Here is a 25,561-nt window from a genome sequence, read left to right on the forward strand (position 1 = left end):
AAGATGAGATTTCCTTTAAGGGTCGTTGGAGACTACAACGTTGATAGGTTGCAGGTGTAAAGGTGGTGACATCAAAGTCGAGCAATACTAATTACCCAAAAGCTTCTGAGTGACAAGGTCAATGGCTGAATCTAACAAAGGTTCTTTTACTTTATTTTTTTCGATATGTTATGATATTAGTTATCCACTTGGTTTAAGATCAAGAAAAAGGATACAATGATTTTAGGTGTTTATAGCGACAAGGTTCCACCTCTTCCCATTCCGAACAGAGAAGTTAAGCTTGTTAGCGCCGATGGTACTGCCGAAAGGTGGGAGAGTAGGTCGACGCCAACCTTTAAAAGAGTCTTATTCTGCATGAATAAGACTCTTTTTTTATTTAACTTGATTTTTATGTATCTGGTTAATTTTTCTTCTTTATGGAAATTTATTCCTTTAGCACTCTCTTAAGTTTTTTTAACCTATATTTTAATTCAATTTCTTCTCGTTTTACCCACTTTGTTTATCTTTGTAGGCTATGAAACAATATTTCATAATATTCGCATTTGTAATTGGATTTACATCTTTAGCTGTTGGACAGAATACCATTAGTCGAACTCCAATTGGTAAAAGGCAAAATAAATTTTCTAAGGATGATGATTCAAGTCAGCTTGATAGTTTAGGCTATAATGTTGATTCTATTATTAAAGCATGGAAGTTAAGGGATTTAAATTCGAGCAAACTATTAGTTAGTTTGGATACAATATTAGGTGAGCAGCAAAATTATAATCCTATTTATAAAACTAGTCTCTCTAATTCTTATCTTGGGAATTTGGGCTCAGCTTATCAAAGCAATATTTATATAGATAGAGTAAAGGATGAATCATTTCTTTTTTTTAAGCCTTATCGTACATATATGATAAAGCCTGAAGATATTGTCTATTTTAACACAACGACTCCTTATACCCGTCTATCCTATGAAACTGGTGGACCTAAAGGCCAATCTGAAAATTTACTTAGAGTATTACAAACTCAAAATATAAGTCCAAACTGGAATTTTGGAATTAATTATGATCTTATATCTAGTGATGGACAGTACCAGAATCAGAAAACAAAACTTTACGATTTTACTTTATTTTCTTCTTATAAGAAGAGAGAGTATAGTGTAGATGTGGTTATGAACATGAATCGTATGTTTAGTGAGGAAAATGGAGGGGTTTATAATGACTCATTAATTACAGATATAAATGAAGAGCCAGAGAATATTCAGGTTAATTTAAGTGATGCAAGTAGTAAGCTTACAAATTTTAATTTTTTTATGAATCATTCTTATGGAATAGGAAAAGAGACTGAAAAAATTGTAGAAGAAGACACAACATATACCTATGCAATTAATTTATTGTATAGCCTAAATTACGAAAATAATAGCTGGAAATATAAAGATGACGATTTGAGTAGTGATTATTATGATACTTCTTATCTGGATCAGAGTGCTACTTTTGATAAAGTTGAGCAATCTACAGTTAAGAATTCATTTCAGGTTGTCTTTAACGAAAATGAAAATAAATGGATCCGACTTGGTGCCAGATTTGGCATAGTGAGTGAATTTACTAAATATAATTTGCGTCGAAATGTGAGCCAATATGCATGGCAGCAGAAAGATGAGAATATTCATAGTAACGAGATACTAGCAAGTTTATTTAGTATGTCAGGGAAATCCTTAAACTGGAAGGCATCAGGAAACTATGTTTTCGAAGGGTATAAACAAAACGATTTTAAACTAAATTACGATCTTACGAAATGGCTTGGTGAAAAAAATCAAGGTCATGGATTCTCTATTTTTGGAAAACTGGAATCAAGAACAGCTGATTTTATGTTGAAAGAATATTATGGTAATCATCAGAAATGGAATACTGATTTTGATAAGATTACAGAGTTACAGGTTGGTTTTGAATATTTTAACGAAAAATATAAATTCAAAATTGGAGCCCGATTAAATCAGATTGACAATTATACTTATTTCGGTTTAGAAGCCTTACCGCAGCAATCGAATAGTGGGTTGACTATTGTTACAGGTTATGTAGAGAAAAATTTTAAATTAGGGAACTTTCATCTAAACCAAAAGTTGGTTGGTCAAAATAGTTCTAATGATGATATTTTGCCTTTACCCTCTTTATCAGTCTATAGTAATAACTATTATAAGAATGAATTTTTTAAAGGTGCTTTAGGTTTTCAAACTGGTGTTTCTGTACATTATAATACCGCTTTTTATGCTCCTGATTATATGCCTTCCACAGGGCAATTCTTTTTGCAGGATCAGAAGGAGTTGGGTAATTATCCTAAGATTGACGTGTATGTTAATTTTAGAATTAAGCGAACCAGATTGTTTATAATGTATGAACATCTAAATTCATCTTTTGGAGACAAAAATTATTTCACTACATACCACTATCCAATTAATCCAGGAATGCTTAAATATGGTCTTATATGGACTTTTTACAATTAAGAATTCTTTAATCTAAGCCAGATTTTATATCAAATTTATTTTGGTTGGCCCCCTGTTTATTTCTAATTTAACATTAGAAAAGGAAAATTATATGCCATATATTAAATATATAAAACTTGTTATACCTTTGATTTTCATGGTATTTCTGCAAACTTGTAATCAGCATAGAAAGATGGCTGAATTGCAAATGCAGGATAAACCTGTGATGGAATTAAAGCACGTAAAGCTGCGTGGTAAGTTAAGGGTAATGACAGATTACAATTCCACGAACTACTTTATATATAAGGGTAGAACAATGGGCTTTCAATATGATATGCTACAAGCTTTGGCAAAACATTTGGGAGTTAAGTTGGAATTAACAGTTAATAACGATCTTCGCGAATCTTTTGAAGCCCTCGAAAGAGGAGATGTGGATTTATTAGGGATGAATTTGGCTGTGACCAATCAGCGCATTGACAAGTTTAATTTTACGGTTCCGCATAGTCAATCGAGACAGGTACTGATTCAATTAAATGATTCTATACAACCTGTTAGCTATATTAGCAATCAATCTCAGTTGGTAGGAAAGGATATTCATGTATCTGAAGCTTCATCCTTTGAAGAGCGTTTAAAAAGCTTATCAAAGGAGTTAGGAGCAAGTATTAATGTGATACCTGAGAAAATGGAAGTTGAGCAACTTATATCGAAAGTTGCTAGTGGAGAATTAAAATACACCATTGCCGATGAAAATGTAGCTATGGTAAATCAAACTTATTATCCTGAAATAGATATTAAAACAACTGTTAGTTTTCCACAAAATCTTGCTTGGGCTTTGCGAAAGGGAGCTAATCATTTAACTCAGGATGTGAATATGTGGTTAATTGATTTTCAGAAAACGAAAGAATACAAACGAATATATCGCAAGTACTTTCATAGTTCACGAATAGAAGCTATGCTCCAGAGTGAATATTTTACACTAAAAAGTGGAAAAATATCTGAATATGATGATTTGTTGAAAGAAAAATCGCAGATTGTTGATTGGGATTGGAGATTATTATCTGCATTGGTTTATCAGGAGTCTCATTTTGATCCGAAAGCAAGATCGTGGGTAGGAGCTTTTGGTTTAATGCAATTGATGCCCGAAACAGCCTATAGATATGATGTTGATACTTTATCTCCGGCAAGGGATAATGTTGATGCGGGTGTTAAGTATTTAAAGTATTTAAGTGGGCGTTTGGATAAAACTCTTGATGATAAAACAGATCGTTTACAATTTTTACTTGCTTCCTATAATGTTGGCTTAGGCCATATTTTAGATGCACGTCGTTTGGCGCTTAAAAATGGTAAGAATCCCGATCAATGGAAGGGGAGTGTGGATTATTACCTATTGAATAAATCAAAGCCCGAATTTTTTAATGATCCTGTAGTAAAGTATGGATATTGCCGAGGAGAAGAACCCTATTTATATGTAAGCAAAATATTAGATCGCTACGCGCATTATAAAAATATGGCCTTATTAGAGTAGCCCGGCTCGTAATAATATGGCTCTTATTTCGGACAATATCATTGCGGTAGCTCCCCAAACTTTATGTCCTTTTGCATCGAAATAAGGTGCCGTAATGGTTATATTCTTTTTCTTAAAACTAAAATTGAAAACATTTTCCTGTGAAAGAAGTTCTAGAACTGGCATTTCGATAAGTTCTTCTACTTCGAATTTACTGATTTTAAAATCGGGTTTTTGAGTGCAGTACCCTAATACTGGAAGAACCATAAAATTACTTATAGGAATATACAGTTCGGTTAAAAGACCAAGAATATTAATTTTCTTGCTATCAACACCTAATTCTTCATTTGTTTCGCGAATAGCGGTAATAGTTCTATCTGAATCATACTTTTCATATTTACCGCCGGGTAGGCTAATTTGTCCACTATGATTCGTGCTTCCTATTGTTCGCTTTATAAATGGAAGATACAATTGACCATTCTTCGGATAAAAAAGTAACAGAACACTACTGTCTTTGGCTATGCTTTGGTTACTTTCTTTTAATGCATTTTCTCTTAATGAGGGGGCCATGATTTTTTGAGCATCAAATCCGGGAAGACCTTTGCTTAATTCCTTATTTATTGTTGAAGTAAATTGTTGTAAGTCAAATGCTGTGTCCATTATACTCATAAGCGTTTTTTTTATTTTACTTAAAGATAAAAATAAAGTTTCCTCGATTTGTCAAAAAATTATTAATCTTTTGTGATATTATTTAAAAACCCAGTGTTTAAACCGGGTTTATACTTATTTCCTAAAATTTTTAACAAACTGTTCTACCTCCGGAACACCTCCCTGATAAAGCAAATATCCGTTATAGGGTTCTCTTTTGGTAATTTCATCGTTTACAGGAGTCTTCATAATTTCAATTACTTCTTCTCTTTTCGTAGTTTGTCCTAAAGTCCAGCCAAGTTTTATGTACGCTGCTTCGGGTAACATATTATCTAAAGGAATTACGCCCATTGCCATTAAATCACGACCAGTATCGTACACAAACATGTGTGTATAACCCCAAAGTGTTTGAACGGTCATAAATATATTAACACCTTTCTCTATGGCTCTTTTTAAAGCCGGGTAAACAGGTTTGTTAACATGGCCAAGACCGGTGCCGGCTATAATTATTCCTTTATAACCACAATTTACAAGAGCATCGATAATATCAGGTTGCATATTAGGATAATAATATAGGATGGTAACTTTGTCTTCGAAGTAAGGTAGAATTTTTACATTTTTATCTTTTCTGCGATGGTTAAATTGTTTTTTTATTGATTTTACTCCTTTTCGGGTTACAGTAGCTAAAGGAGTATCGCCAAGAGTTCTAAAAGTAGACCGATAGCTGGAGTGCATTTTTCTGACTCTGGTTCCCCTGTGTAAAAAGCCATATTCATCTGAAGTTGGTCCAAACATACAAACCATAACTTCTGCAATTTCACCATGTCCGGCAGCTACGGCTGAATGCATAAGATTTAAAGCGGCATCAGAGGATGGGCGATCTGAGGATCTTTGTGAACCAACAAGAACAACAGGAACAGGTAAATTTTGAACCATGTAAGTTAGTGCTGCGGCGGTGTGATGAAGTGTATCTGTACCATGAGCAATAATAATTCCATCTACTCCGTTTTCTATTTCTTTGCCTATTGCTATTGCTAAAGCTTTATACTGTTTTGGCCCCATGTTTTCACTGAAAACGGCAAATACTTTTTCGGTTGTTAAGTTACAGATGTCGGCTAATTCGGGAACAGAACCGTATAATTCACCTGGAGAAAAGGCTGGGATTACAGCTCCAGTGCGGTAATCTAAACGAGAAGCAATGGTACCTCCTGTTCCAAATAGTTTTACATTGGGCTGTCCTTCGGTGTATGGAAATTCTTTCTCGGGAACTTTATAATTGGCTTTTTTATAGCCGGTTTCCTTCATTTCTGTTATTGTATTTATATTAATACCAATATTATAGCCAGTAGAAATTTTTAGAACGATATGTTGATCGTCATCGTTTTCGGCTCGCGGTAATATTGTACCATTAAATTCTCCTCTTGTAGTTACGATATGTGTTTTTCCCCACACTCTAACATTGTATTTTTTTAGGCTTTCTAACGAATCGCCTTTATATCCTTGAAATAGATCTTCCATTATTGCAGACGTTTATCGATAATTGTACGTAAATCCTTTAAGTCAATATTCCCAATGGCTTGTTTATGAAGCTGACCCATAATCCAGTTGGCAGCTTCTTCTTTTTTTTCAATGTCTTTAAATTTTTCAGAAAGAAAATCAATAGGAGCAGCTAACTCATCCAGACTTCTTTTTCTAAATTTTAAAGCCGTTAGCATCGAATTAAATTCCATGTTAGGATGTTGACAAAGAGTAGGAAGTAGATATCTGGCTATATTAGCATGTAATCCTTGTTCGTGAATATACCTAAAAAGAGCAATCAGCTTTCGAGAATTTAATTCGGGATTGGGCTTTATCTTACCTATAATATTTTTGTATGTGTGTCCAAAAAATATTGAAATCTGCTTAGGATCAAATTTAAAGCGATCGCAAATTTCTGCGATTACAGGATATAAATTTTCACTTAAAATAAAGTGATATGTATCCATTGGTACTCCCCATTTCATGAGTTGTTCAATTCTTATTGAGGTGTCGTGAGGTAAATTCTCCCTTAATTTATTGATATATTGATCTGATAATGGAATTGGAGCAGAATCGGTATCCGGATACATTCTATCGGCTCCGGGAAGTACTCTTTCGAATATTGTGGTTCCATTCGAAAGTGATTTTCGTGTTTCGTTGGGTACACCTTCAAATGCCATTTTGCAACGCTCATTTATTGTTTCCAGGGCAGTAGTAATATCTTCCTTAGGTCCCCAAATAATTAGTTGAGCATCATCCTTAGCGCTATTTAGTATTTTTTTTATTTTATTAAAATCGATTTCAGAAATTACAGTTTCATTTTGTTCGCTATGTGCCATATTTGGAATTTCCAGGCAGGCAATAACTTTTAATCTTTGCGAGATTTCATCGGCAAAAACTTGATCTGGTTGGGTAAAGTGCGATAGCAGGCCTTTAAAATAGGGAAGATTAATGGCAACCATTTTAAGGTTTTTTTCTTTACAATCGATAAGTGGCTGATAGGAAAAATTATAATCGTGAATATCAATTTCCTGAGCAGTATATTTCCACTTATCTTTATCTACTTTTTGTAAAAGTAATTTTTGGATATGCAATAAAGCCCATTGCCTGAATGCCTCGTTATGAGAAAGCTCTGGAATCCATTTGTTATGAGCTACACCTTTTATTTCTACGCGTGCTCCACCTTTGCAGCTTACATTTACATCTTCGCGACCTGCCCCCATTCCTGTGCGCACTAAGCCAGTGCTTCGGTTAAGAAATCGAATGTATTCTGCTGCTTCTCTTAATTCGTTGGGAGTCTTAAGTTCTGGGGCAGTAACAGTTTCGATTAGTGGGGTACCAAGACGGTCGGTTTTGTACCATCGTTCATGGCCAATATCGGCAATTTCGCGACACGAATCTTCTTCTATACTTAATTGTATAATATTGACTTTTTTATTGGTGAGTTGAATATGACCATTAACACCAAGAATTGCAGTTCTTTGAAATCCTGTTGGAATGCTTCCATCGAGATATTGTTTGCGGGTGATGTGAACTTCTCCAACAATATTTAATTTGCACATTAAAGATATTTTAAGTGCAATTCCTAAGGCTTCAGAGTTGATTTTAAAGGGAGGTGTATCATCAATTTCATAGGTGCAGGCTGTCTCATTATTTATTCGATAAATAATATTCTTACGGGTTTTAAATTCCATAAGGGCAGTGCCATCGTATCCACCTAGTTCGCTCATAGCTGGTCGCATGTGGCGAATTATTTCTGCATCGTAATCTTCGTTTTTCTGAAAAATTCCGCAAGGACAATGGCAAAACAACTTTTCTTTTGTGTCGAGTTGCTGATGAACCTCTAAGCCCGACATAAATCCTATTCGTTTATAGTCTTCAGGTTTTGCATTTCTGCGATTTACATAACCAATTTGCTGTCGGCTTAGCTCGTAGTTTTGTTTGGGTGTGATATTTTTATCCATTTTAGGCTTAGGTTATTTTTAACCGTAAAATGTACAAATTATCAGAGTATTATGATATGATTTTATTCATGTTTGCCTTTGGAAATAATCAGGGAGTAAATGGCAGTCTTATTTTGTAGCCTTTACGTTCGATATCTTCATATATTTTTTTGCCAATTGTTTGTCCCCATATCATTCCGGCCTGCATACTTTCGGTTGTGATTTCAGGAATTTTTTGTGCGATTCTTTTTCCTGCTTCCGATTCGAAAAATGTAATCATCGCCAATAAATCATCATGAGACATATTTTTCTTATAAACTGGGACAATCATATCCATTAAATCATCAATTGAGGTATTTAAAAATTCGTGTTCAGCTTTTTCCCAATATTTTTCGGGAACATCAGATTCTACACTTTTAAGTTGTTTAATCATTGTTTTTACCGATTTTGAAAAGCTTTCGGCAGATCCATTAATTTGAAAAAGGTATTTTACATCTTTTGTAAAGGCATCTTCTTCGTTATTTATAGGTTTAGTGTGGGCATTACTGTTTAAAGAAATGAATATAACAGATATCAGTAGTAAGGCTTTGTTTAGTTTCATTTTTTTGTGTTTTATGGAGAATATATGTCTAGGTTTAAAACTTTAAGTCACGGGTAAATATATGGTAACCTGTTTTGTTGGATTAAGATTTTAGCAAGCGATAATCCTGTTTTCGGTAGATATACCAAAATAGAATAATACAAGCAGTACAAAGAATACTGGCAAGTAAAGAACCTTCAAATCCAAATTTTCCACCAGTAAGTATCTCGCTACCATTAATAGTTTGAGAAATTAATGTATTAGTTTTTGTACCACTTACTTCGAAACCGAAAATTGGTCCCTGAAAAAAATTCCAGCTAAAATGAAGGGCAATTGCGAACCATAAATTTTTGGTGAATATATATCCAATTCCCAAGAGAATTCCGGCAAGTAGAATATTTGTAATTCCTAAAAATGAAACATTAGGATTAAATAAATGAAGGGCTGTAAATATTAGTGAAGAAAGTACTAGTGCAAGATATCTGTTCATTGAATCCATAAAGTTTGGTAGGATGTAACCACGGACAAATATTTCTTCGTTAAGTGCAACAATAATAAAAAGGAATAGCGATTGCAAAAGGCTTATTCCCGAAAATTTAATTGAATCAATTGTTAGGTTTCCATTTTCTTTAAGGATAATTAGTCCAAGTCCCATCATTACAATTCCCGCAAGTAATCCGTAAAGAATATCTTTGTATCGATTTTTTAATAAAAATCCTAAGTCGATAAATTTTTTTCGATCAATGAATCTAGCAAAAATCCAAACAATAAGTATTGTGCCAAGAGTCCCTGTAAACTGCGTTGTTAGCATTTTACTTTGCGATAAGTAGGTTTGACTTATGTTTGGTTCGATAACTATTTCGTTTATTATCATTCCAAATAATTGAAAAATAGCAGATACAATTAAAAAAGGAATAATAATTAGAATAGCACGCAGCCATCCTTGTTTTATAGCTGGTATTGGGTTTAATTGGGACATAATGGTTAAAATTTTATCAGGCACTAAAGTTAACAAAATAATTGAAATGGATTGTGGGCAATAAAAAAAGCTTGCTTTCAAACAAGCAAGCTATCTATGTTTTAATGTCTTTTTTTATACAATTCCTTGTGCTATCATTGCATTTGCTACTTTAACAAAACCTCCAATATTTGCACCATTTACATAATTTACAAATCCACTTGAAGTTTTTCCATATTTTACACAGCTTGTATGAATATCTTTCATGATTCGCTTTAAATGTTTGTCGACTTCTTCGCGAGTCCAGCTTATACGCATTGCATTTTGCGACATTTCCAGACCTGAAACAGCAACTCCACCTGCATTAGCAGCTTTACCTGGGCCAAATAGAATTTCGTGTTTAATATAAACCTCAATCGCTTTAGGAGTAGAAGGCATATTGGCTCCTTCCGAAACACAAATACATCCATTATCGATAAGTGTTTGGGCTTCTTTTTCGTTGATTTCGTTTTGGGTAGCACTTGGCAAAGCAACATCGCATTTTACTCCCCATGGTCTTTCGTTAGGAAAATATTCTACATTATATTTTTTAGCATATTCCTCAATTCGTCCTCGTTTACTATTTTTTAGACGCATTACGTACTTAAGTTTATCTGCATCAATTCCATTAGGATCGTAAATATAACCAGAAGAGTCGGATAAGCTTAGCACTTTTCCGCCAAGTTCATTTACTTTTTCGACCGTAAATTGTGCAACATTGCCCGATCCTGATACTGTAACAAGTTTATTTTTTAGACTATCTCTTTTTGCCATGAGCATTTCCTGAGCAAAGTAAACATTCCCATATCCTGTTGCTTCGGGATGAATTAAACTTCCTCCCCATTCGGCACCTTTACCCGTTAAAACTCCGGTAAATTCATTGCGAAGGCGTTTATACTGCCCAAATAGATATCCAATTTCACGACCGCCAACACCAATATCACCGGCCGGCACATCGGTGTCTGGTCCTATGTGTTTGCTTAATTCGGTCATAAAACTTTGGCAGAAACGCATAACTTCTCCGTCTGACTTTTGCTTAGGATCAAAATCAGATCCTCCTTTTCCTCCTCCCATTGGAAGTGTGGTTAAACTAATATCTTAAAATACAATTATATTCCTTTATCTAAGACAATTGAGTTGGTTTTAGATATTGTAAAAGAGGCTATGGGATCTCCAATAGAAATTGAATTTGCAGTAGACTTAACAAAAGATAAAGATGGAAAAGCATCATTCTATTTGTTACAGATAAAACCTTTAATTGGAAATGTTGATGACTACAACCTTAAGTTAGAAGAGCTTGATAGAAATAAATTGATGCTTTTATCAGAGATGAGTATGGGAAATGGCCTGGTAGATGATGTTTTAGATGTTATTTATATTGATCCGGTATTATTCCGCAGAGACAACTCCCGAAATTGCTTTAATAATCTCAAAAATAAATGAGAAAATGCGATTGAAAAAGAAACATTATGTTTTAATTGGTCCTGGCAGATGGGGTACCCGAGATCGCTGGATTGGTATTCCAGTGAAATGGAAGGATATTTCGAATGCTAAATTAATTGTAGAAACCAGTTTTGAAGCATATCCTTTGGATGCATCATCGGGTTCCCACTTTTTTCATAATGTAACCTCAATGAATATAGGATATTGCTCTATTCATCATCATTCCGAAACTTCCTTCGTTGATTATAATTTATTGAATAAGCAGGAATTAATTAACGAATATGGAGCAGTAAAACACATACGCTTTAACAAGCCATTAAGTATTAAAATGGACGGTAAAAAGCGATTGGCTGCCGTAAATTGGAAAATATGAAGTTAATCTAATGCTTTAAAATGAATGATTTCTGTTTTCAGGTTTTGTTCCTGATATCCGGAAACTTTAACAAGTAATTCGAAATATTTTGGAAAATTAGTCTGGTATTCGGGTTTATGTTTAAGTATTGTTTTTTCACAATTTTTACTGGTAAGTAAATCCATAAGTCCCTTGTTTCCTATGGAGTGGGAGTCGGAAAGAATGGATAAGGTTTTGCCTTTGGGTGTTGGAATTTTTATGAAGAAAGCATAATCTGTATAAAAATCGTTGTAAGATTTTATGGCAGAATATATAGTTGTATCGTTTTCTGATATTAATTGAAGGCTGAGACCACTTTTATGGGGGATTCGTATTGAACTTTGAGCTAAAAATTCATGGAATATTCCAATCGATTTTAATGATGTTAACACAATTGTATTGTTATTTATAATATTTTCGATATTAATATTTGATCCGGATTTTAGCTGAATTTTATTATCACTCTCCGATAAAACCTGAAATAAAAAAGGCAAAGAGTTGATGTTGTTGTTCGCGAAATAAGAGATGTCACTTTTTTTAATTTCATACTTATTTCGAGAGAATAATTCATTAGTGTTTACCAATTCTTCTTCAGAATTGATATTGAAATCGCGAATCACAATAGTTGAGTCGTTTTTTAGATTTCGAACGGTAAAAAAAAACGGATTAGCAAGTATAAGGTTAATATTACTTTTTTCAATAATATATTCCTTCCAAATTGAGTTGACCAATTTTTCTGACTTAAAAAAACCAGTTTGCCAGAATATCAGTAAATTAAATATAAGAAGTACACTTAAGCTGAGTAAAAATAGTTTAATGAGATTTGTATCTTTTTGTTGACTTCTTTTGCTTTCGGGTAAATGAAAATTAAGTTCGTATTTTCCTTTAGGAATTTCAATAATTATTTTTTCTTTTTCACCTTCTTTTTCGTAATAATCAGCAAGTTTTGTTCGTAGTTTATGAACATATACTCTGGCTATTGTTTCGTCATTCTCTTTTAAATCACCTTTTCTGTCGAACAAATCAATTGCAATGTTAATGGCTTTAACATGCTGCTTTTTTTCATGAGATTCGAATAGGTATTGCAGAAGTTTTCGAAGCATTTCTGACCTTGAAAATACCTTTCCTGTAAGTATTCTAGTTATAATTTCTTTTTTGTCTGATTCTGATATCTCCATTCTTATTATTCAGATATATAATAATTTAAGACCATTGGTTACGGTAACCGGTTACCGTTTTTAACTTTTAAGAGTAAATAATAACTCCTATTATTGTTTCAAATCGAAAGATATAACAAAACTAAAATATAATATCATGTTAAAGCAGAAATTGCATTATTGCCTTATTGTATTCATCGGAATTTATTTTTTATCCAGCTTTACAGCTGCCGCTGATAAAAGAATTAAATATTCGATTAATAATAATGAGTGGAAATTTAAAAAAGAAGATGTGAAAAATGCACATAAAGTTTCATTTAAAGATAGTGAATGGCTGAGTGTAAATATTCCTCACGATTTTAATGGCGGAAGTGATGGGGTAAATAATGATGTGTTCGAAGGAAGATTCGATTTTGAGAACGATGTTCGTACAATGTACAAAGGACCGGCTTGGTATCGCACAAAATTTAAGATAGATGAAGTTCAGAAAGGAAAACGTGTATTTGTAGAATTCGAGGCTGTTTCCTTAGAAGCTCAGGTATGGGTAAATGGAAAAAAAGTTGGTACTCATAAAGGTGGATATACGGCATTTTCTATTGATATTACCAATTTTATAAAGTTTGGGAAAGAAAATATATTGGCGGTAAGAGCCGATAATACTAACAATTCAGGGATAGCACCCTGGATGTCTGATGAAAAAGGTTCATTCCCATTTAGTTTCGATTATGCAGTTTATGGAGGGATTTATCGTGATGTATGGATTCAAATTACAGATCCGGTAAAGATTGAAAAGGTATTTAACACACCAGTATGCGGAGGGCAGGCTCCAAGTGTTTTATCTATTGAAACTCGTGTAAAAAACTATTCCAAAAATACTAAGAAGGTAAAATTAAGTTCTAAAATTTATTCTCCGAATGGAAAATTACTGGCTGATAAGATTATGAGTAAGACCATTGAAGCTGGTAGTGAAAATAGTTTTTTACAATCGGAATCGGCTTTTGGGGAGGTTAAATTTTGGAGTGTAAATGAACCTAATTTGTATAAGGTAGTTTCTACAATTAGTTACGATGGAAAAGTAATTGATAATTTTGAGAGTAGCTTTGGATTTAGATATTATACTCTGGCAAATAATGAGGCTTTTAGTTTAAATGGAGAACAAATGTTATTAAGAGGTGTAAACCGACATCAGGATATGGAAGGTTTGGGCTATGCTTTGCCGAATGAACAACATTATGCCGATGCACAAATAATTAAAGATGCCGGATTTAATGTGATTCGTCATGCTCATTATCCTTGCGATAGAGAATTTGCTAAAGCTTGTGATGAGTTAGGTTTACTATTGTGGTTAGAAATTCCCTTAACAGGTAGTGTTTCGGATGATCCGGCATTTTTGGTAAACTGCAAACAGCAGATGAAAGAAATGGTGGAACAATATTATAACAATCCTGCAGTAATAGTATGGGGTGTTGGAAATGAGTCTGATCGCTCGGGAGCAAATGAGGCAGGATCGAATAAAGTGTATCAGGAATTGGTTAATCAGACCAAAGAAATTGATCCCAACAGACCCATAACAGGATGTAATTTTAAGTACAAGTCGAATCAGCAAATTGTTGATGTTTATGCTCCACAAGACTGGAGTGGCTGGTATATGGGAGAGATAGATTCATATAATCCGTCTCAAATAATTGGAGAATATGGAGCTGATATGGAATATACGACCCATAGCGAAGAAAAATTTGATGTGAGCAAAAATTATTATTCTTCCGGAAAAACAGAGTTTTGGTCGCAGGAATATGGATGCTTACTACACGAATACAAAATTTCTGTTGGAGAATCGAATAAAGGTAAATTTCCCGGCCATTTTGTTTGGGTAGCTTTCGATTTTGCTTCTCCAAGAATTGGTCGTGACATAAATCCAATTCCTTATATGAATCAGAAAGGATTGATTTTGCATGATCACAAAACAAAAAAAGATGTTTATTACTTGTACCAGAGTATGTATAGAAAAGCAAGCGATTGTCCGATGGTTTATATTGTTTCTAAGTCATGGCCCGATCGTTTTGAAGAACCAGCAGAAAAAGATGTTTGGGTATATAGTAATTGTGATTCGGTAGTTTTGTATAAAGATTTGAAAAAGAATGTTTCTTACGGATCGAGAATTAAAAATGCGGGTCCCAGAGGTGATACTCGTTTTCAGTGGGATTCAATAATGGTGGATACCAAAGTTTTGTACGCTGAAGGATGGTTTGGCAATAAAATTGTAGCAAGAGATACCCTAAACCTGGGGAAACGATCCGATGTAGAAAAATAGAAATATTAAAGATTAGGGCAGGGAAATTACTCTGTCCTTTTTTTTTTAATCGAAACGAATAGCTTTGGACGGACTAATTTTTGTGATTAGATAGGAAGGAATTAGTAGCATAGATATTGTTGCTATTAAGCTGCCAACATTTAAAAGTAAAATATGGGTGAATTTTAAATTAATAGGTACAGTATCAACATAATAACTGGTAGGGTCGAGAGGGATAATTTTGAGATAATGTTGAAGCAGGCAAATTGTAATTCCAATAATATTTCCCCAAAGCATACCTTTTCCTATTATCATCGAAGCCTGATACAGAAATACTTTTCGAATAGACCAGTTTGCGGTTCCCAGTGCTTTTAAAATACCAATCATGCTGGTTTTTTCCAGAATAATAATTAGTAACCCCGAAATCATATTAAAGCCAGCAACCAGAATCATTAAGGCCAAAATTATCCAAACATTAATGTTTAGTATTTCCAGCCAACTAAATATTTGTGGATATTTACGGTCTATACTTCTTACTTTTAGGCTGCCGCCATCCTGGGTATAAGAACTTGCAGTAATTCCTTTAACCCAGTACGTAATATCTGCTAAATTGTCAAAATCATCAATAAAAATCTCATATCCACTTACCTGATCATTGCTCCAATCGTTTAGTTTTTGAATGTGCCTCATATCACAAAGCAGAAAGAGTTTGTCGAATTCGGCCATCCCGGTATCGTAAATCCCGCCTACGGTAAATCTTCGTTGCCGTGGAGGTTGCTGAATAAAATACACCGATAATTTATCTCCAATATTTAAATTTAGTAAAGAAGAAAGCGTTTTAGATATCAGAATATTATTGTTTTTTGTGCTGTCGGCAAGATGAATTATCTCACCATCAACAAGGTGTTTATTAAAAAAGCTCCAATCGTAATCTTTGCTCACTCCATTAAGCACAATGCCTTGTATCTCCGATTTAGTTTTTAAAATTCCGGGTTTGGTTGCAAAAGTTTGGATGTGAGTTATTCCATTAATTTGTTGGATTTTTTTGCTATCGATAATCTCTTTATTGATGGGTTGAGTCTCAAAAGAAGAATTGTTGTCGTAATTAGTGATTTGAATATGAGATCCAAAGCCAATTACCTTATTGGTAATTTCCGATTTAAAACCAGTAACTATGGCTACGGCCAAAATCATTACGCAAATCCCAAGCGAAATACTAACTTTGGCAATGCTGATGATTGGGTGAGAAATGTTTTTTTCTCCCTTTTCGTTAGTGGTAATTTTTTTGGCTATAAATAGTTCGAGGTTCAAAATTGAAATTATTTTGTTGCGATTCATACAAAAGTAGTAATTTCATGTTAACCCAAACGGAAAAATATTAAAATGAAGTCTACTGTTAGTTATTATTTGTTCACTTTTTTGTTGAGTATTATTTCTATTACTTCTTCCTGTGCCGAAGATAAGGATACTAGAATTGTTGTTGGTGCAGAAAATACCAGTCAGTATCTTTCTTTTTTACACGATAAGAATATTGCTTTGGTAGCCAATCAATCGTCTCTGGTGAATGGAGAACATCTGGTAGATTTTCTTTTGAAGAAAGAGATTAAAATTAAACGAATTTTTAGTCCCGAGCATGGCTTTAGAGGAAAAGCAGATGCTGGTGAAAAAATTAAAGATGCTAGGGATAAATTAACCGGAATAAAAATAGTTTCGCTTTATGGCAAGCATTATAAAGCATCGCCTGCCGATGTAAAAGGTATTGATGTTATGTTATTCGATTTGCAGGATGTTGGGGTTAGATTCTATACTTACCTTTCTACTTTGCATTATGTAATGGAAATATGTGCCGAACAAAATATCCCCTTAATTGTATTGGATCGGCCAAATCCTAATGCACATTATATAGACGGACCCGTTTTGGAGATGAAATACTCCTCCTTTGTGGGAATGCATCCGGTTCCTGTTGTTTATGGAATGACCATTGGTGAATATGCTAAAATGATAAATGGTGAAAAGTGGTTAAAAAATGGAATGCAATGCGATTTGCGAATTGTTCCCTGCAAAAACTGGATTCGTAATCAGAATTATAAATTGCCTGTAAAACCATCGCCTAATTTGCCAAATTCGTTAGCCATTACACTTTATCCTTCCTTGTGCTTTTTCGAGGGCACTCCTGTTAGTGCAGGACGAGGTACAGATTATCCGTTTCAATTGTATGGTCATCCTTTAATGAATAAAACCGATTTTACTTTCACACCACGAAGCATTCCGGGAGCCAGTAAATATCCTAAGTTTAAAGGAAAATTGTGTAATGGATTTGATTTACAACAGATAAACGAAAACGAATTTAGAGCAAAGCAAAAACTAGATTTATCTTATTTGATAACTGCTTATTCGCAATTAAACAGGAAAGTGAAATTTTTTAATGCATTTTTTAAAAATCTGGCTGGAACCGAAAAATTAAAAATGCAATTACAGCAGGGTATGTTAGAAGAGGAGATACGTGAAAGCTGGCAAAAGGACATTGCTAAGTTTAAACATATAAGAAAGAAATATTTGATTTATGATGATGTTAATTTAAATCATTAGGCTCGCAATAAATTATTTGTCAGTTTAATAAGTATGGGAAGTAGCTTTACTAAGTATTCGTTTTCAGGTAATAAATCAATAAAGCAAGTTTTGTTGTAGTGGTAAAATGTTGTGCAATTACGTAAAAAATTGGATGTTATTATTTAGAACTTTTCAAAATAATAGGTAAATTTAAGGGAGTATCAACAAAAAAAAAGAAAATATGGCATTTACCTTACAAATTGGCGATAAAGCTCCCGAGTTTAATTTAATTGCAAGCGATGGTATCAGATATAAATTATCCGATTTTAAATCATCGAAACTATTGGTGGTGTTTTTTACCTGTAACCACTGTCCGTATGTTATCGGATCGGATGAAGATACAAGAGCAATTGCAGATAAATATATACCTAACGGAGTAGAGTTTATAGGTATCAATTCAAATTCTCCTACTACTTATCAGGAAGATGATTACCAGCACATGGTAAGTAGAATGGAAGAGAACGATTTTCCCTGGGTTTATTTGTATGATGAAACACAGGAAGTAGCGATTAATTATGGGGCCTTACGAACCCCGCATTTTTATTTATTTAATGAGAATAGAGAGTTGATTTATACAGGGCGAGCTGTCGATAATCCCAAAGACACCTCAAAAGTAACAGTTCGGGATTTAGAACGTGCAATTGATGAATATTTAGCTGGAAAGGAAATTTCGGTTCCGCTTACCAACCCAATTGGCTGTAATGTAAAATGGGATGGAAAAGACAAACATTGGATGCCTGCAGATTCGTGTGATTTGATATAGAAGAATTTTAAGTATATCAATCTCAGAATAAAAAAACGGCTCCCAAATAAGGAGCCGTTTTTATTATGTATTAAGCTAATACTTTCGTTACAAAGTTCTTCCAGGGTAAACTTTCAATGCAGCATCAAGAGTTTCCATTGCTTTAGCTAAATCTTCTTTTTTTAATACGTAAGCAATACGAACTTCATTTTTACCTAAACCAGGAGTTGCATAAAATCCTGTAGCAGGAGCAACCATAACAGTTTGGTTTTTGTACTCGAAATCTTCCAAAATCCACTGAGCAAATTTATCAGCATTATCAATAGGAAGTTTAACTACAGTGTAGAAAGCACCTTTAGGAGTAGGACAGTAAACACCTTCCATTTTATTCAGGGCTTCTACCATAAAATCGCGACGAGCAATATATTCATCGTAAACTTCGGTAAAATATTCTGGTGGAGTATCTAATGATGCTTCGGCAGCAATTTGTCCGAAAGCAGGAGGACACAAACGAGCCTGAGCAAATTTCATTGCTGTCTTTATTACTTCTTTATTTTTAGTAATCATGGCTCCAATACGAACACCACATTCGCTGTAACGTTTCGATACAGAGTCCATCATGATTACATTCTGCTCTAAACCTTCTAAGTTCATTGCCGAGAAATGTTCTTCACCACCGTAACAAAATTCGCGATAAACTTCATCAGAGAACAGGAATAAATCGTGTTTAATGATTAGCTCACGCAATTGGTTTAATTCCTCTTTTGAGTAAAGGTAACCTGTTGGATTGTTAGGATTACAAATAACAACAGCTTTGGTTTTTGGAGTCATTAACTTCTCAAATTCCTCAATTGCTGGTAAGGCAAAATCGTTTTCTATATTCGATGTAATAGGTACTACATTAACTCCGGCCGAAACAGCAAAACCATTATAGTTAGCGTAAAATGGCTCTGGAATCAGTACTTCATCACCAGGATTTAAACAAGTCATTAGCGCAAAAGTAATTGCTTCCGATCCTCCTGTTGTGATCAACATTTCGTTCTCGTCAACATTAATACCAATGTTTTGGTACATTTTTGCCAATTTCTTGCGATAAGAAATATTACCTGCCGAGTGAGAATATTCAATCACTTTTTGGGTACAATTTCTAATAGCATTCATTGCAACCTCAGGGGTTTTAATATCAGGTTGACCAATATTTAAATGGTAAACCGTTCTACCTTTTGCTTTTGCACCTTCTGCATAAGGAACCAATTTACGAATTGGTGACTCAGGCATTAATCTTCCTTTGTCTGATATTTGTGGCATTTCTTATTTGTTTATGTTGTTTAAGAATAAGTATTTCTTTAGCGCCAAAAGTATATAAAAAACTATCTAAAAAAAATGATTTTTACTGCTTTTCAGCATTGCTTTAAAAATCTGACCTTTAGGAATCAAGTAAATTAAAATGGATATTTAAGGAATTTAAATTCACAGCTAAATAACTCATTCACACATTTACTTAAAATCTCATTCACACTTCTCTTCATTTTATTGTCATTCAGTGAAGTAATATCCGCTAGAATTTCTTAATTTTGAGCCAAATTTTTTGAAAATCTAGAATTAATAAAATATAGTTAACACATGGAAATCCCAACTAAGTACAATCCTGTTGAATCTGAGGATAAATGGTACAAGTATTGGATGGATAAAGGATTTTTCCACTCAGTACCAGACGAGAGAGAGCCGTATACAATTGTGATACCTCCGCCAAATGTTACCGGAGTATTACACATGGGGCATATGCTGAACAATACAATTCAAGATGTATTGGTCCGCAGAGCCAGATTACAGGGAAAGAATGTCTGTTGGGTGCCAGGAACCGATCATGCATCTATTGCTACCGAAGCAAAAGTTGTAAATAAACTAAAGCAGGAAGGTATCGCTAAAGCTGATATTACTCGCGATGAGTTTATGAAACATGCCTGGGAGTGGAAAGAGAAACACGGAGGAATTATTTTGGAGCAGCTGAAAAAATTAGGTGCTTCATGCGATTGGGAGCGTACTGCTTTTACCATGGACGAATCTTTGTACGAATCGGTAATCGATGTATTTATTGATTTATATAAAAAAGATAAAATTTACCGCGGTATTCGTATGGTAAATTGGGATCCTTCGGCGCAGACTGCTGTTTCCGATGAAGAGGTGATTTACAAAGAGCTGCAATCGAAGCTTTACTATTTAAGATATAAGATTGAAGGAAGCGAAGATGAGTACGTAACCATTGCTACCACTCGTCCGGAAACCATTTTAGGGGATAGCGCAGTTTGTGTGAATCCTAATGACGAGCGTTTTACTCACTTAAAGGGTAAGCGTTGTATTGTTCCTTTGGTAAACCGATCTATTCCTATTATTCAGGACGAATATGTAGATATGGAGTTTGGTACCGGAGCACTAAAAATTACTCCTGCTCACGATATTCATGATTACGAAATTGGTGACAAGCACAACTTAGAAACCATCGATATTTTTAACGATAATGGTACCATGAGTGAAGCCGCTCAGCTATACGTAGGAAAAGATCGTTTCGATGTTCGTGATTTGATTATTCCTGATTTGGAAGCTGCCGGTAACATGGTTAAGATTGAAGATTACGTGAATAAAGTAGGTTTCTCGGAGCGTACGGATGCGGTAATCGAGCCAAAACTAAGTATGCAGTGGTTCATGAAAATGAAAGAGTTGGCACAGCCGGCTTTGGAGCATGTAATGAACGATGATATTCAGTTGCATCCTGCAAAATTTAAAAATACATACCGTCACTGGATGGAAAATGTTAAGGATTGGTGTATCTCTCGTCAGTTATGGTGGGGACAGCGAATTCCTGTTTTCTATTTGCCTGAAGGCGGATATGTAGTTGCCAAAACTGCCGAAGAAGCGGTTATTGAGGCGAAAGCTAAAACCGGAAAAGAATACAAAGCTGAAGACATGCGCCAGGATGAGGATGTGTTGGATACATGGTTCTCTTCATGGTTGTGGCCAATTTCGGTATTCGATGGAATCCGTAATCCGGAAAACGAAGAAATTAAATATTATTACCCAACTAACGACCTGGTTTCTGGTCCGGATATTTTGTTTTTCTGGATCGCACGTATGGTGATGTCGGGATATGAATACAGAGGTGAGAAACCATTTTCGAATGTATATTTGACAGGTATTGTTCGCGATGCACAGCGAAGAAAAATGTCTAAATCATTAGGTAATTCTCCTGATCCTTTAGATTTAATTGCCAAGTATGGTGCCGATGGTGTTCGTGTGGGTATGTTGCTTTGCTCGCCTGCTGGTGGTGACTTGCTGTTCGACGAAAATTTGCCTGAGCAAGGTCGTAACTTTACCACTAAAATCTGGAATGCATTCCGATTGGTTAAAGGGTGGGAAATAGCAGATATCGATCAGCCTGAGTCTGCAAGAATTGCAACCGAAGTATTTCATGCTCGCATAAATAGCACAATGGAGCAATTGGATGAGCAGTTCAAGCAATATCGCATTAGCGAAGCATTAATGACTGTTTATACTTTATTCCGCGATGAGTTCTCATCCTGGTATTTAGAGATGGTAAAACCAGCTTATCAGCAGCCAATTGACAAGAAAACTTTCGATTCAACTGTTGCTTTGTTTGAGAAATTGATGCAGTTATTGCACCCATTTATGCCTTTCTTGACTGAGGAAATTTACCATTTATTAGCGGATAGATCAGAAGAGGATAGCATTATGGTTTCGGTAATGCCTAAACCTGAAGCTTATGATTCTGCTTTGTTAGAGAAGTTTGAGCAGGTAAAAGAAGTGATTGTTGCAGTTCGTAATATCCGTAAGCAAAAGAATATAGCTTTTAAAGATGCATTGGCAATGAATTACAAATTGGAAGAAGGAACTTACGATGCTTCTTTCGATTCGGTAATTGCTAAAATGTGTAATCTTAGCGAGATTTCTGTAGCTGAAGGTGATATGGCTGGTGCAATGTCATTCATTGTAAAAGCTGTTGAGTATTTTATTCCTCTTGGCGATTTAGTTGACGTTGAAGAAGAGTTGAAGAAAATGGAAGAAGAGTTGAAATATACCAAAGGCTTCCTTACTTCTGTTCAGAAAAAAATGAGTAACGAACGTTTCGTAAATAATGCACCTGCCAAAGTGGTGGAAATGGAGAAAAAGAAAATGGCCGATGCCGAAGCTAAAATTAAAGTTTTAGAAGATCGCATTGCAAGCATGAAGTAAAAGAGTTTATCTCTGATATATATAATGCCGTTCCTTGGGGAGCGGCATTTTTTTTAATAGAACACGGATGATACGAATGGCACGAATAAAATCTGGGCAAATCCGTTCCATCTGTGTTTCATTTCTTTTCCTTTTTCATATCTTCGCTCCACAAAATAACTTAAACAGATACCAAAATGACAATCAAAAGAACAGATTCTACTCCAAGAATGAGCCGTATTGTTGAGCATGGAAATACCATTTATTTATGTGGACAAACAGCTAAAGACGCTACAAAAGATATAAAAGAACAAACCATAACAACTCTTGAAAAAGTAGAAGAATTACTAGAGAAAGCAGGTTCTGACAAGAAACACATTCTTTCTGTAACCATTTACGTGCGCGATATGAAAGACTTCGCTGCCATGAACGAAGTTTGGGATGCCTGGGTGGTTGACGGATACCAACCTGCACGTGCTTGTGTTGAAGCTCGCATGGCCCGACCAGAGTTATTAGTGGAAATGTCGGTAGTGGCTGCTAAGAAATAAGATTAGGTTTATAATTTTTGGCGAATCCAGATTTTAAATTAAATCTGGATTTTTTTTAATTAATTTTTCCCGCAATCGCTTGTAGTTTTTCGTGTATTAGAATATTAGAGAAATAATTCTTTAATTTGTAATAAGAGAAAAGAATCTTAAAATACGAAAATAGATTGAATGATGAAAACTATTTAATTAAGTTTATGGATACGATAAAACACATTCCCGAAAATGGAAAATCAAGAGTTGTGATTGTTGGTGGCGGTTTTGCAGGTTTAAAATTGGCGAGACAATTGGCAAAAACTAACTATCAGGTTGTTTTAATTGATAAAAATAATTTCCATCAGTTTCAGCCTCTTTTTTATCAGGTGGCAACCTCCGGATTAGAGCCAAGCTCTATTGCATTTCCTTTACGTAAAATTTTTCAAAAGAAAAGTAATGTTCATTTCCGAATGGCCGATTTGATAGAGGTAAATCCTAATATGCAGGAAATAATTACTAGTCTTGGTAGTTTAAAATATGATTATTTGGTTTTGGCAACAGGTGTCGACACCAATTATCTTGGGAATAAAAATATCGAGGAGTTTGCGATTCCCATGAAATCGGTATCCGAAGCAATTTTTCTGAGAAATTCTATTTTAAGAAATTATGAAAAGGCATTAAACGAAGCAGATCCTCAGAAAGCGGCAAACTATATGAATATTGTGCTGGTTGGTGGTGGTCCCACTGGCGTTGAATTAGCCGGTGCATTGGTCGAAATGAAAACTAAAATTCTACCTAAAGATTATCCTGAGTTGGATTTTTCCCTAATGAATGTGTATCTATTTGAGGCTTCGGGTCGTTTGTTGAGTGGCATGTCGGATAAAGCATCCGCGAAAGCAAAAGCTTACCTTGAAAAACTGGGAGTGATTGTAAAAACAGAAGCTCGCGTGGCCGATTATGATGGTTTGAAAATTAATTTGGCAGATGGTGAAAGTTTTAATTCGTACACACTGGTTTGGGCTGCAGGTGTTGCAGCAAGGTCTATAAAAGGAATATCAGAGGTTGCCGCAACAAAAGGAGGAAGACTTCGTGTTGATCGATTCAATAAGGTTTATGGATTAAATAATGTATATGCTATAGGAGATCTGGCTTTTCAGAAAGAGGGCGAATTTCAGAATGGACACCCGCAAGTTGCTCAAGTTGGTTTGCAGCAGGCTGGTAATTTGGCTTTTAACTTTAAAAAAAACTTATCTGTTAACAAAATGAGACCTTTTCATTATAAGGATAGAGGATCATTGGCAACTATTGGTAAAAATCTTGCTGTTGCCGATTTGCCAGGAATAAAAATGCATGGTTTTATCGCATGGGCACTTTGGTTGTTTGTTCATTTAATGGCGATTGTTGGTGTTAAAAATCGATTTTTTATACTCATTAACTGGGTGTGGAACTATTTTACTTCCGATCAATCTTTGCGTGTTTTAATAAAGCCAAACAAAAGAAGTTTTATTGATAGAGCAAATAAGAAAAATAAAAAGACCAATACAATTGGTTTAAATTGAGAATAATCTGTAGAATTTGAAAGTACTGTTTTTATTCAAGAATAGTGCTTTTTTAATTTTTGGCATGGGCTTTGTTTTTTAATCTTTAAAGTATACCGGTAAAATACTTTTACAAGATTCATCCCTACCATAGGATGACGAATTAGTAGCCTAATATATTTAGGAAGTTTTGTTGTAAAACTTGTCCTGTATCCGAAAAGGATTAATTGGCTTTCACTAAAAAGAAAAGCTCATGAAAAAAATTATATTCTATAAGCTGATATCCGGTATAGTATTGGTGTCAGCCATAATTTTGTCTGGTTCGAATGTTAATGCACAGAGAAGATCCGACAAGGAGAATAAAACGCGGTATGAAGAACGAAATAAGATCAATGAACTGAGAAATCACGATCGCAGTGACAGATACAATAAGAGTACGTATCGAGCCGATCGCAAACATGCTAAAGGCAAAACTTATAGTGCCGATAAGAATAGGTTGAAGCATCATAAAATTTATCATACTCATAAAGGCCATAAATATTATGCAGATAAGCATTATAGAAAACATAGATCAAATCATAAGCATGGGTATTATTCTAAGCACCTGAATTCGCACAGTAGATCTCCTTATTTCTATAATAATTACGGACATAGTTGTTATCATCATTCAAGATATGGGGATGTGGTAATGAGATTTGCATCGGAACCACTTATTATTCGCTATCGAAACGGAAAATATTATTATTCGGATGGATATTATTATAGATTTTACCCGGAAATTGGATTTGTAGCGGTTAATCCTCCAAGTTCAGTTTACTTCTCTTATATTCCTGATAATTGTCGCAGAGTATCGCACCATGGCAATGTGTATTATTCCAATGGGGATCTTTGTTTTGAAAGGCATAGAAAAGGATTTAGAATTGTAAAGGCTCCTTCGGGAATACGTTTGTCACTTAAGTTTTAGTATTTAACAGTATTAAAATAGATATTT

20 protein-coding genes and 2 rRNA genes are annotated in these 25,561 nt (G+C 34.5%); 13 read left to right on the forward strand and 9 right to left on the reverse strand.

Annotation, left to right across the window (positions count from 1 at the left end):
- The 4 genes from ACT3CE_RS15305 to ACT3CE_RS15320 all read left to right on the forward strand — a co-directional run.
- Positions 1-112 (forward strand): 23S ribosomal RNA (locus ACT3CE_RS15305); the annotation flags it as partial.
- Between the two features lie 110 nt (positions 113-222).
- Positions 223-333 (forward strand): 5S ribosomal RNA (gene rrf / locus ACT3CE_RS15310).
- A gap of 181 nt (positions 334-514) precedes the next feature.
- The gene (locus tag ACT3CE_RS15315; RefSeq protein ID WP_444710644.1) at positions 515-2,482 is read left to right on the forward strand and encodes a putative porin; all 1,968 of its coding nucleotides are present in this window, start codon (positions 515-517) and stop codon (positions 2,480-2,482) included.
- A 172-nt stretch (positions 2,483-2,654) separates the two neighbouring features.
- A complete protein-coding gene (locus ACT3CE_RS15320; RefSeq protein WP_444710645.1) occupies positions 2,655-3,986 on the forward strand; it encodes a transporter substrate-binding domain-containing protein in 1,332 nt (443 codons plus the stop codon).
- Here ACT3CE_RS15320 and ACT3CE_RS15325 read toward each other — a convergent pair.
- From ACT3CE_RS15325 to gdhA, 6 genes are all read right to left on the reverse strand, one after another.
- Entirely contained in the window at positions 3,978-4,634 is a 657-nt protein-coding gene (locus ACT3CE_RS15325) for an NUDIX hydrolase (RefSeq protein WP_444710646.1), read from the reverse strand. The two genes, ACT3CE_RS15320 and ACT3CE_RS15325, sit on opposite strands and share 9 nt — an antisense overlap.
- Positions 4,635-4,748: 114 nt before the next feature.
- Positions 4,749-6,131, reverse strand: a complete 1,383-nt coding sequence (gene gatD / locus ACT3CE_RS15330; protein ID WP_444710647.1) for a Glu-tRNA(Gln) amidotransferase subunit GatD — start codon at positions 6,129-6,131, stop codon at positions 4,749-4,751.
- Complete coding sequence (gatE, locus tag ACT3CE_RS15335) at positions 6,131-8,095, reverse strand: Glu-tRNA(Gln) amidotransferase subunit GatE (protein WP_444710648.1); 1,965 nt, start codon at positions 8,093-8,095, stop codon at positions 6,131-6,133. The genes gatD and gatE overlap by 1 nt, the downstream gene beginning before the upstream one ends.
- An 88-nt stretch (positions 8,096-8,183) precedes the next feature.
- Positions 8,184-8,675 (reverse strand): DUF2059 domain-containing protein, encoded by a 492-nt coding sequence (locus ACT3CE_RS15340; RefSeq protein ID WP_444710649.1) that lies wholly within the window; start codon positions 8,673-8,675, stop codon positions 8,184-8,186.
- Positions 8,676-8,757: 82 nt separating this feature from the next.
- Positions 8,758-9,633 carry a lysostaphin resistance A-like protein gene (locus tag ACT3CE_RS15345; RefSeq protein WP_444710650.1) on the reverse strand — a complete coding sequence of 292 codons (876 nt, stop codon included), beginning with the start codon at positions 9,631-9,633 and terminating at the stop codon, positions 8,758-8,760.
- Between the two features lie 114 nt (positions 9,634-9,747).
- On the reverse strand, positions 9,748-10,746 hold the full coding sequence (gene gdhA / locus ACT3CE_RS15350) for an NADP-specific glutamate dehydrogenase (protein ID WP_444710739.1): 999 nt from the start codon (positions 10,744-10,746) through the stop codon (positions 9,748-9,750).
- Positions 10,747-10,788: 42 nt separating this feature from the next.
- On the opposite strand from gdhA, the gene ACT3CE_RS15355 reads away from it, so the two are divergent.
- Positions 10,789-11,094 (forward strand): hypothetical protein, encoded by a 306-nt coding sequence (locus ACT3CE_RS15355; protein WP_444710651.1) that lies wholly within the window; start codon positions 10,789-10,791, stop codon positions 11,092-11,094.
- 4 nt (positions 11,095-11,098) lie between these two features.
- Positions 11,099-11,467, forward strand: coding sequence for a hypothetical protein (locus ACT3CE_RS15360; RefSeq protein ID WP_444710652.1), 369 nt, complete (start codon positions 11,099-11,101; stop codon positions 11,465-11,467).
- A 2-nt stretch (positions 11,468-11,469) separates the two neighbouring features.
- Here the strand turns inward: ACT3CE_RS15360 and ACT3CE_RS15365 are convergent, their stop codons facing one another.
- Positions 11,470-12,663 (reverse strand): hypothetical protein, encoded by a 1,194-nt coding sequence (locus ACT3CE_RS15365; RefSeq protein ID WP_444710653.1) that lies wholly within the window; start codon positions 12,661-12,663, stop codon positions 11,470-11,472.
- Positions 12,664-12,799: 136 nt separating this feature from the next.
- On the opposite strand from ACT3CE_RS15365, the gene ACT3CE_RS15370 reads away from it, so the two are divergent.
- Complete coding sequence (locus ACT3CE_RS15370) at positions 12,800-14,953, forward strand: glycoside hydrolase family 2 TIM barrel-domain containing protein (protein ID WP_444710654.1); 2,154 nt, start codon at positions 12,800-12,802, stop codon at positions 14,951-14,953.
- Positions 14,954-14,998: 45 nt separating this feature from the next.
- On the opposite strand, the gene ACT3CE_RS15375 is transcribed toward ACT3CE_RS15370, so the two are convergent.
- On the reverse strand, positions 14,999-16,243 hold the full coding sequence (locus ACT3CE_RS15375) for an ABC transporter permease (protein WP_444710655.1): 1,245 nt from the start codon (positions 16,241-16,243) through the stop codon (positions 14,999-15,001).
- Positions 16,244-16,315: 72 nt separating this feature from the next.
- Between ACT3CE_RS15375 and ACT3CE_RS15380 the strand changes: the two genes are divergently transcribed.
- Both ACT3CE_RS15380 and ACT3CE_RS15385 read left to right on the forward strand, forming a co-directional pair.
- The gene (locus ACT3CE_RS15380) at positions 16,316-17,521 is read left to right on the forward strand and encodes an exo-beta-N-acetylmuramidase NamZ family protein (RefSeq protein WP_444710656.1); all 1,206 of its coding nucleotides are present in this window, start codon (positions 16,316-16,318) and stop codon (positions 17,519-17,521) included.
- A 202-nt stretch (positions 17,522-17,723) separates the two neighbouring features.
- Positions 17,724-18,305 (forward strand): thioredoxin family protein, encoded by a 582-nt coding sequence (locus tag ACT3CE_RS15385; RefSeq protein WP_444710657.1) that lies wholly within the window; start codon positions 17,724-17,726, stop codon positions 18,303-18,305.
- Positions 18,306-18,392: 87 nt separating this feature from the next.
- Here ACT3CE_RS15385 and ACT3CE_RS15390 read toward each other — a convergent pair whose 3' ends face one another.
- Positions 18,393-19,592 carry a pyridoxal phosphate-dependent aminotransferase gene (locus ACT3CE_RS15390; protein WP_444710658.1) on the reverse strand — a complete coding sequence of 400 codons (1,200 nt, stop codon included), beginning with the start codon at positions 19,590-19,592 and terminating at the stop codon, positions 18,393-18,395.
- Positions 19,593-19,907: 315 nt separating this feature from the next.
- Between ACT3CE_RS15390 and ACT3CE_RS15395 the strand changes: the two genes are divergently transcribed.
- The 4 genes from ACT3CE_RS15395 (at position 19,908) to ACT3CE_RS15410 (ending at position 25,534) form a co-directional block, all read left to right on the forward strand.
- Positions 19,908-22,532, forward strand: a complete 2,625-nt coding sequence (locus ACT3CE_RS15395; protein WP_444710659.1) for a valine--tRNA ligase — start codon at positions 19,908-19,910, stop codon at positions 22,530-22,532.
- Positions 22,533-22,708: 176 nt separating this feature from the next.
- Complete coding sequence (locus ACT3CE_RS15400) at positions 22,709-23,059, forward strand: RidA family protein (RefSeq protein ID WP_444710660.1); 351 nt, start codon at positions 22,709-22,711, stop codon at positions 23,057-23,059.
- A 194-nt stretch (positions 23,060-23,253) separates the two neighbouring features.
- Positions 23,254-24,591, forward strand: coding sequence for an NAD(P)/FAD-dependent oxidoreductase (locus ACT3CE_RS15405; RefSeq protein WP_444710661.1), 1,338 nt, complete (start codon positions 23,254-23,256; stop codon positions 24,589-24,591).
- Positions 24,592-24,823: 232 nt separating this feature from the next.
- Complete coding sequence (locus ACT3CE_RS15410; protein WP_444710662.1) at positions 24,824-25,534, forward strand: DUF6515 family protein; 711 nt, start codon at positions 24,824-24,826, stop codon at positions 25,532-25,534.
- The last annotated feature ends 27 nt before the right edge of the window (positions 25,535-25,561 follow it).

This window comes from Marinifilum sp. RC60d5 (genome assembly GCF_052400665.1).
GTDB lineage: Bacteria > Bacteroidota > Bacteroidia > Bacteroidales > Marinifilaceae > JBQTGK01.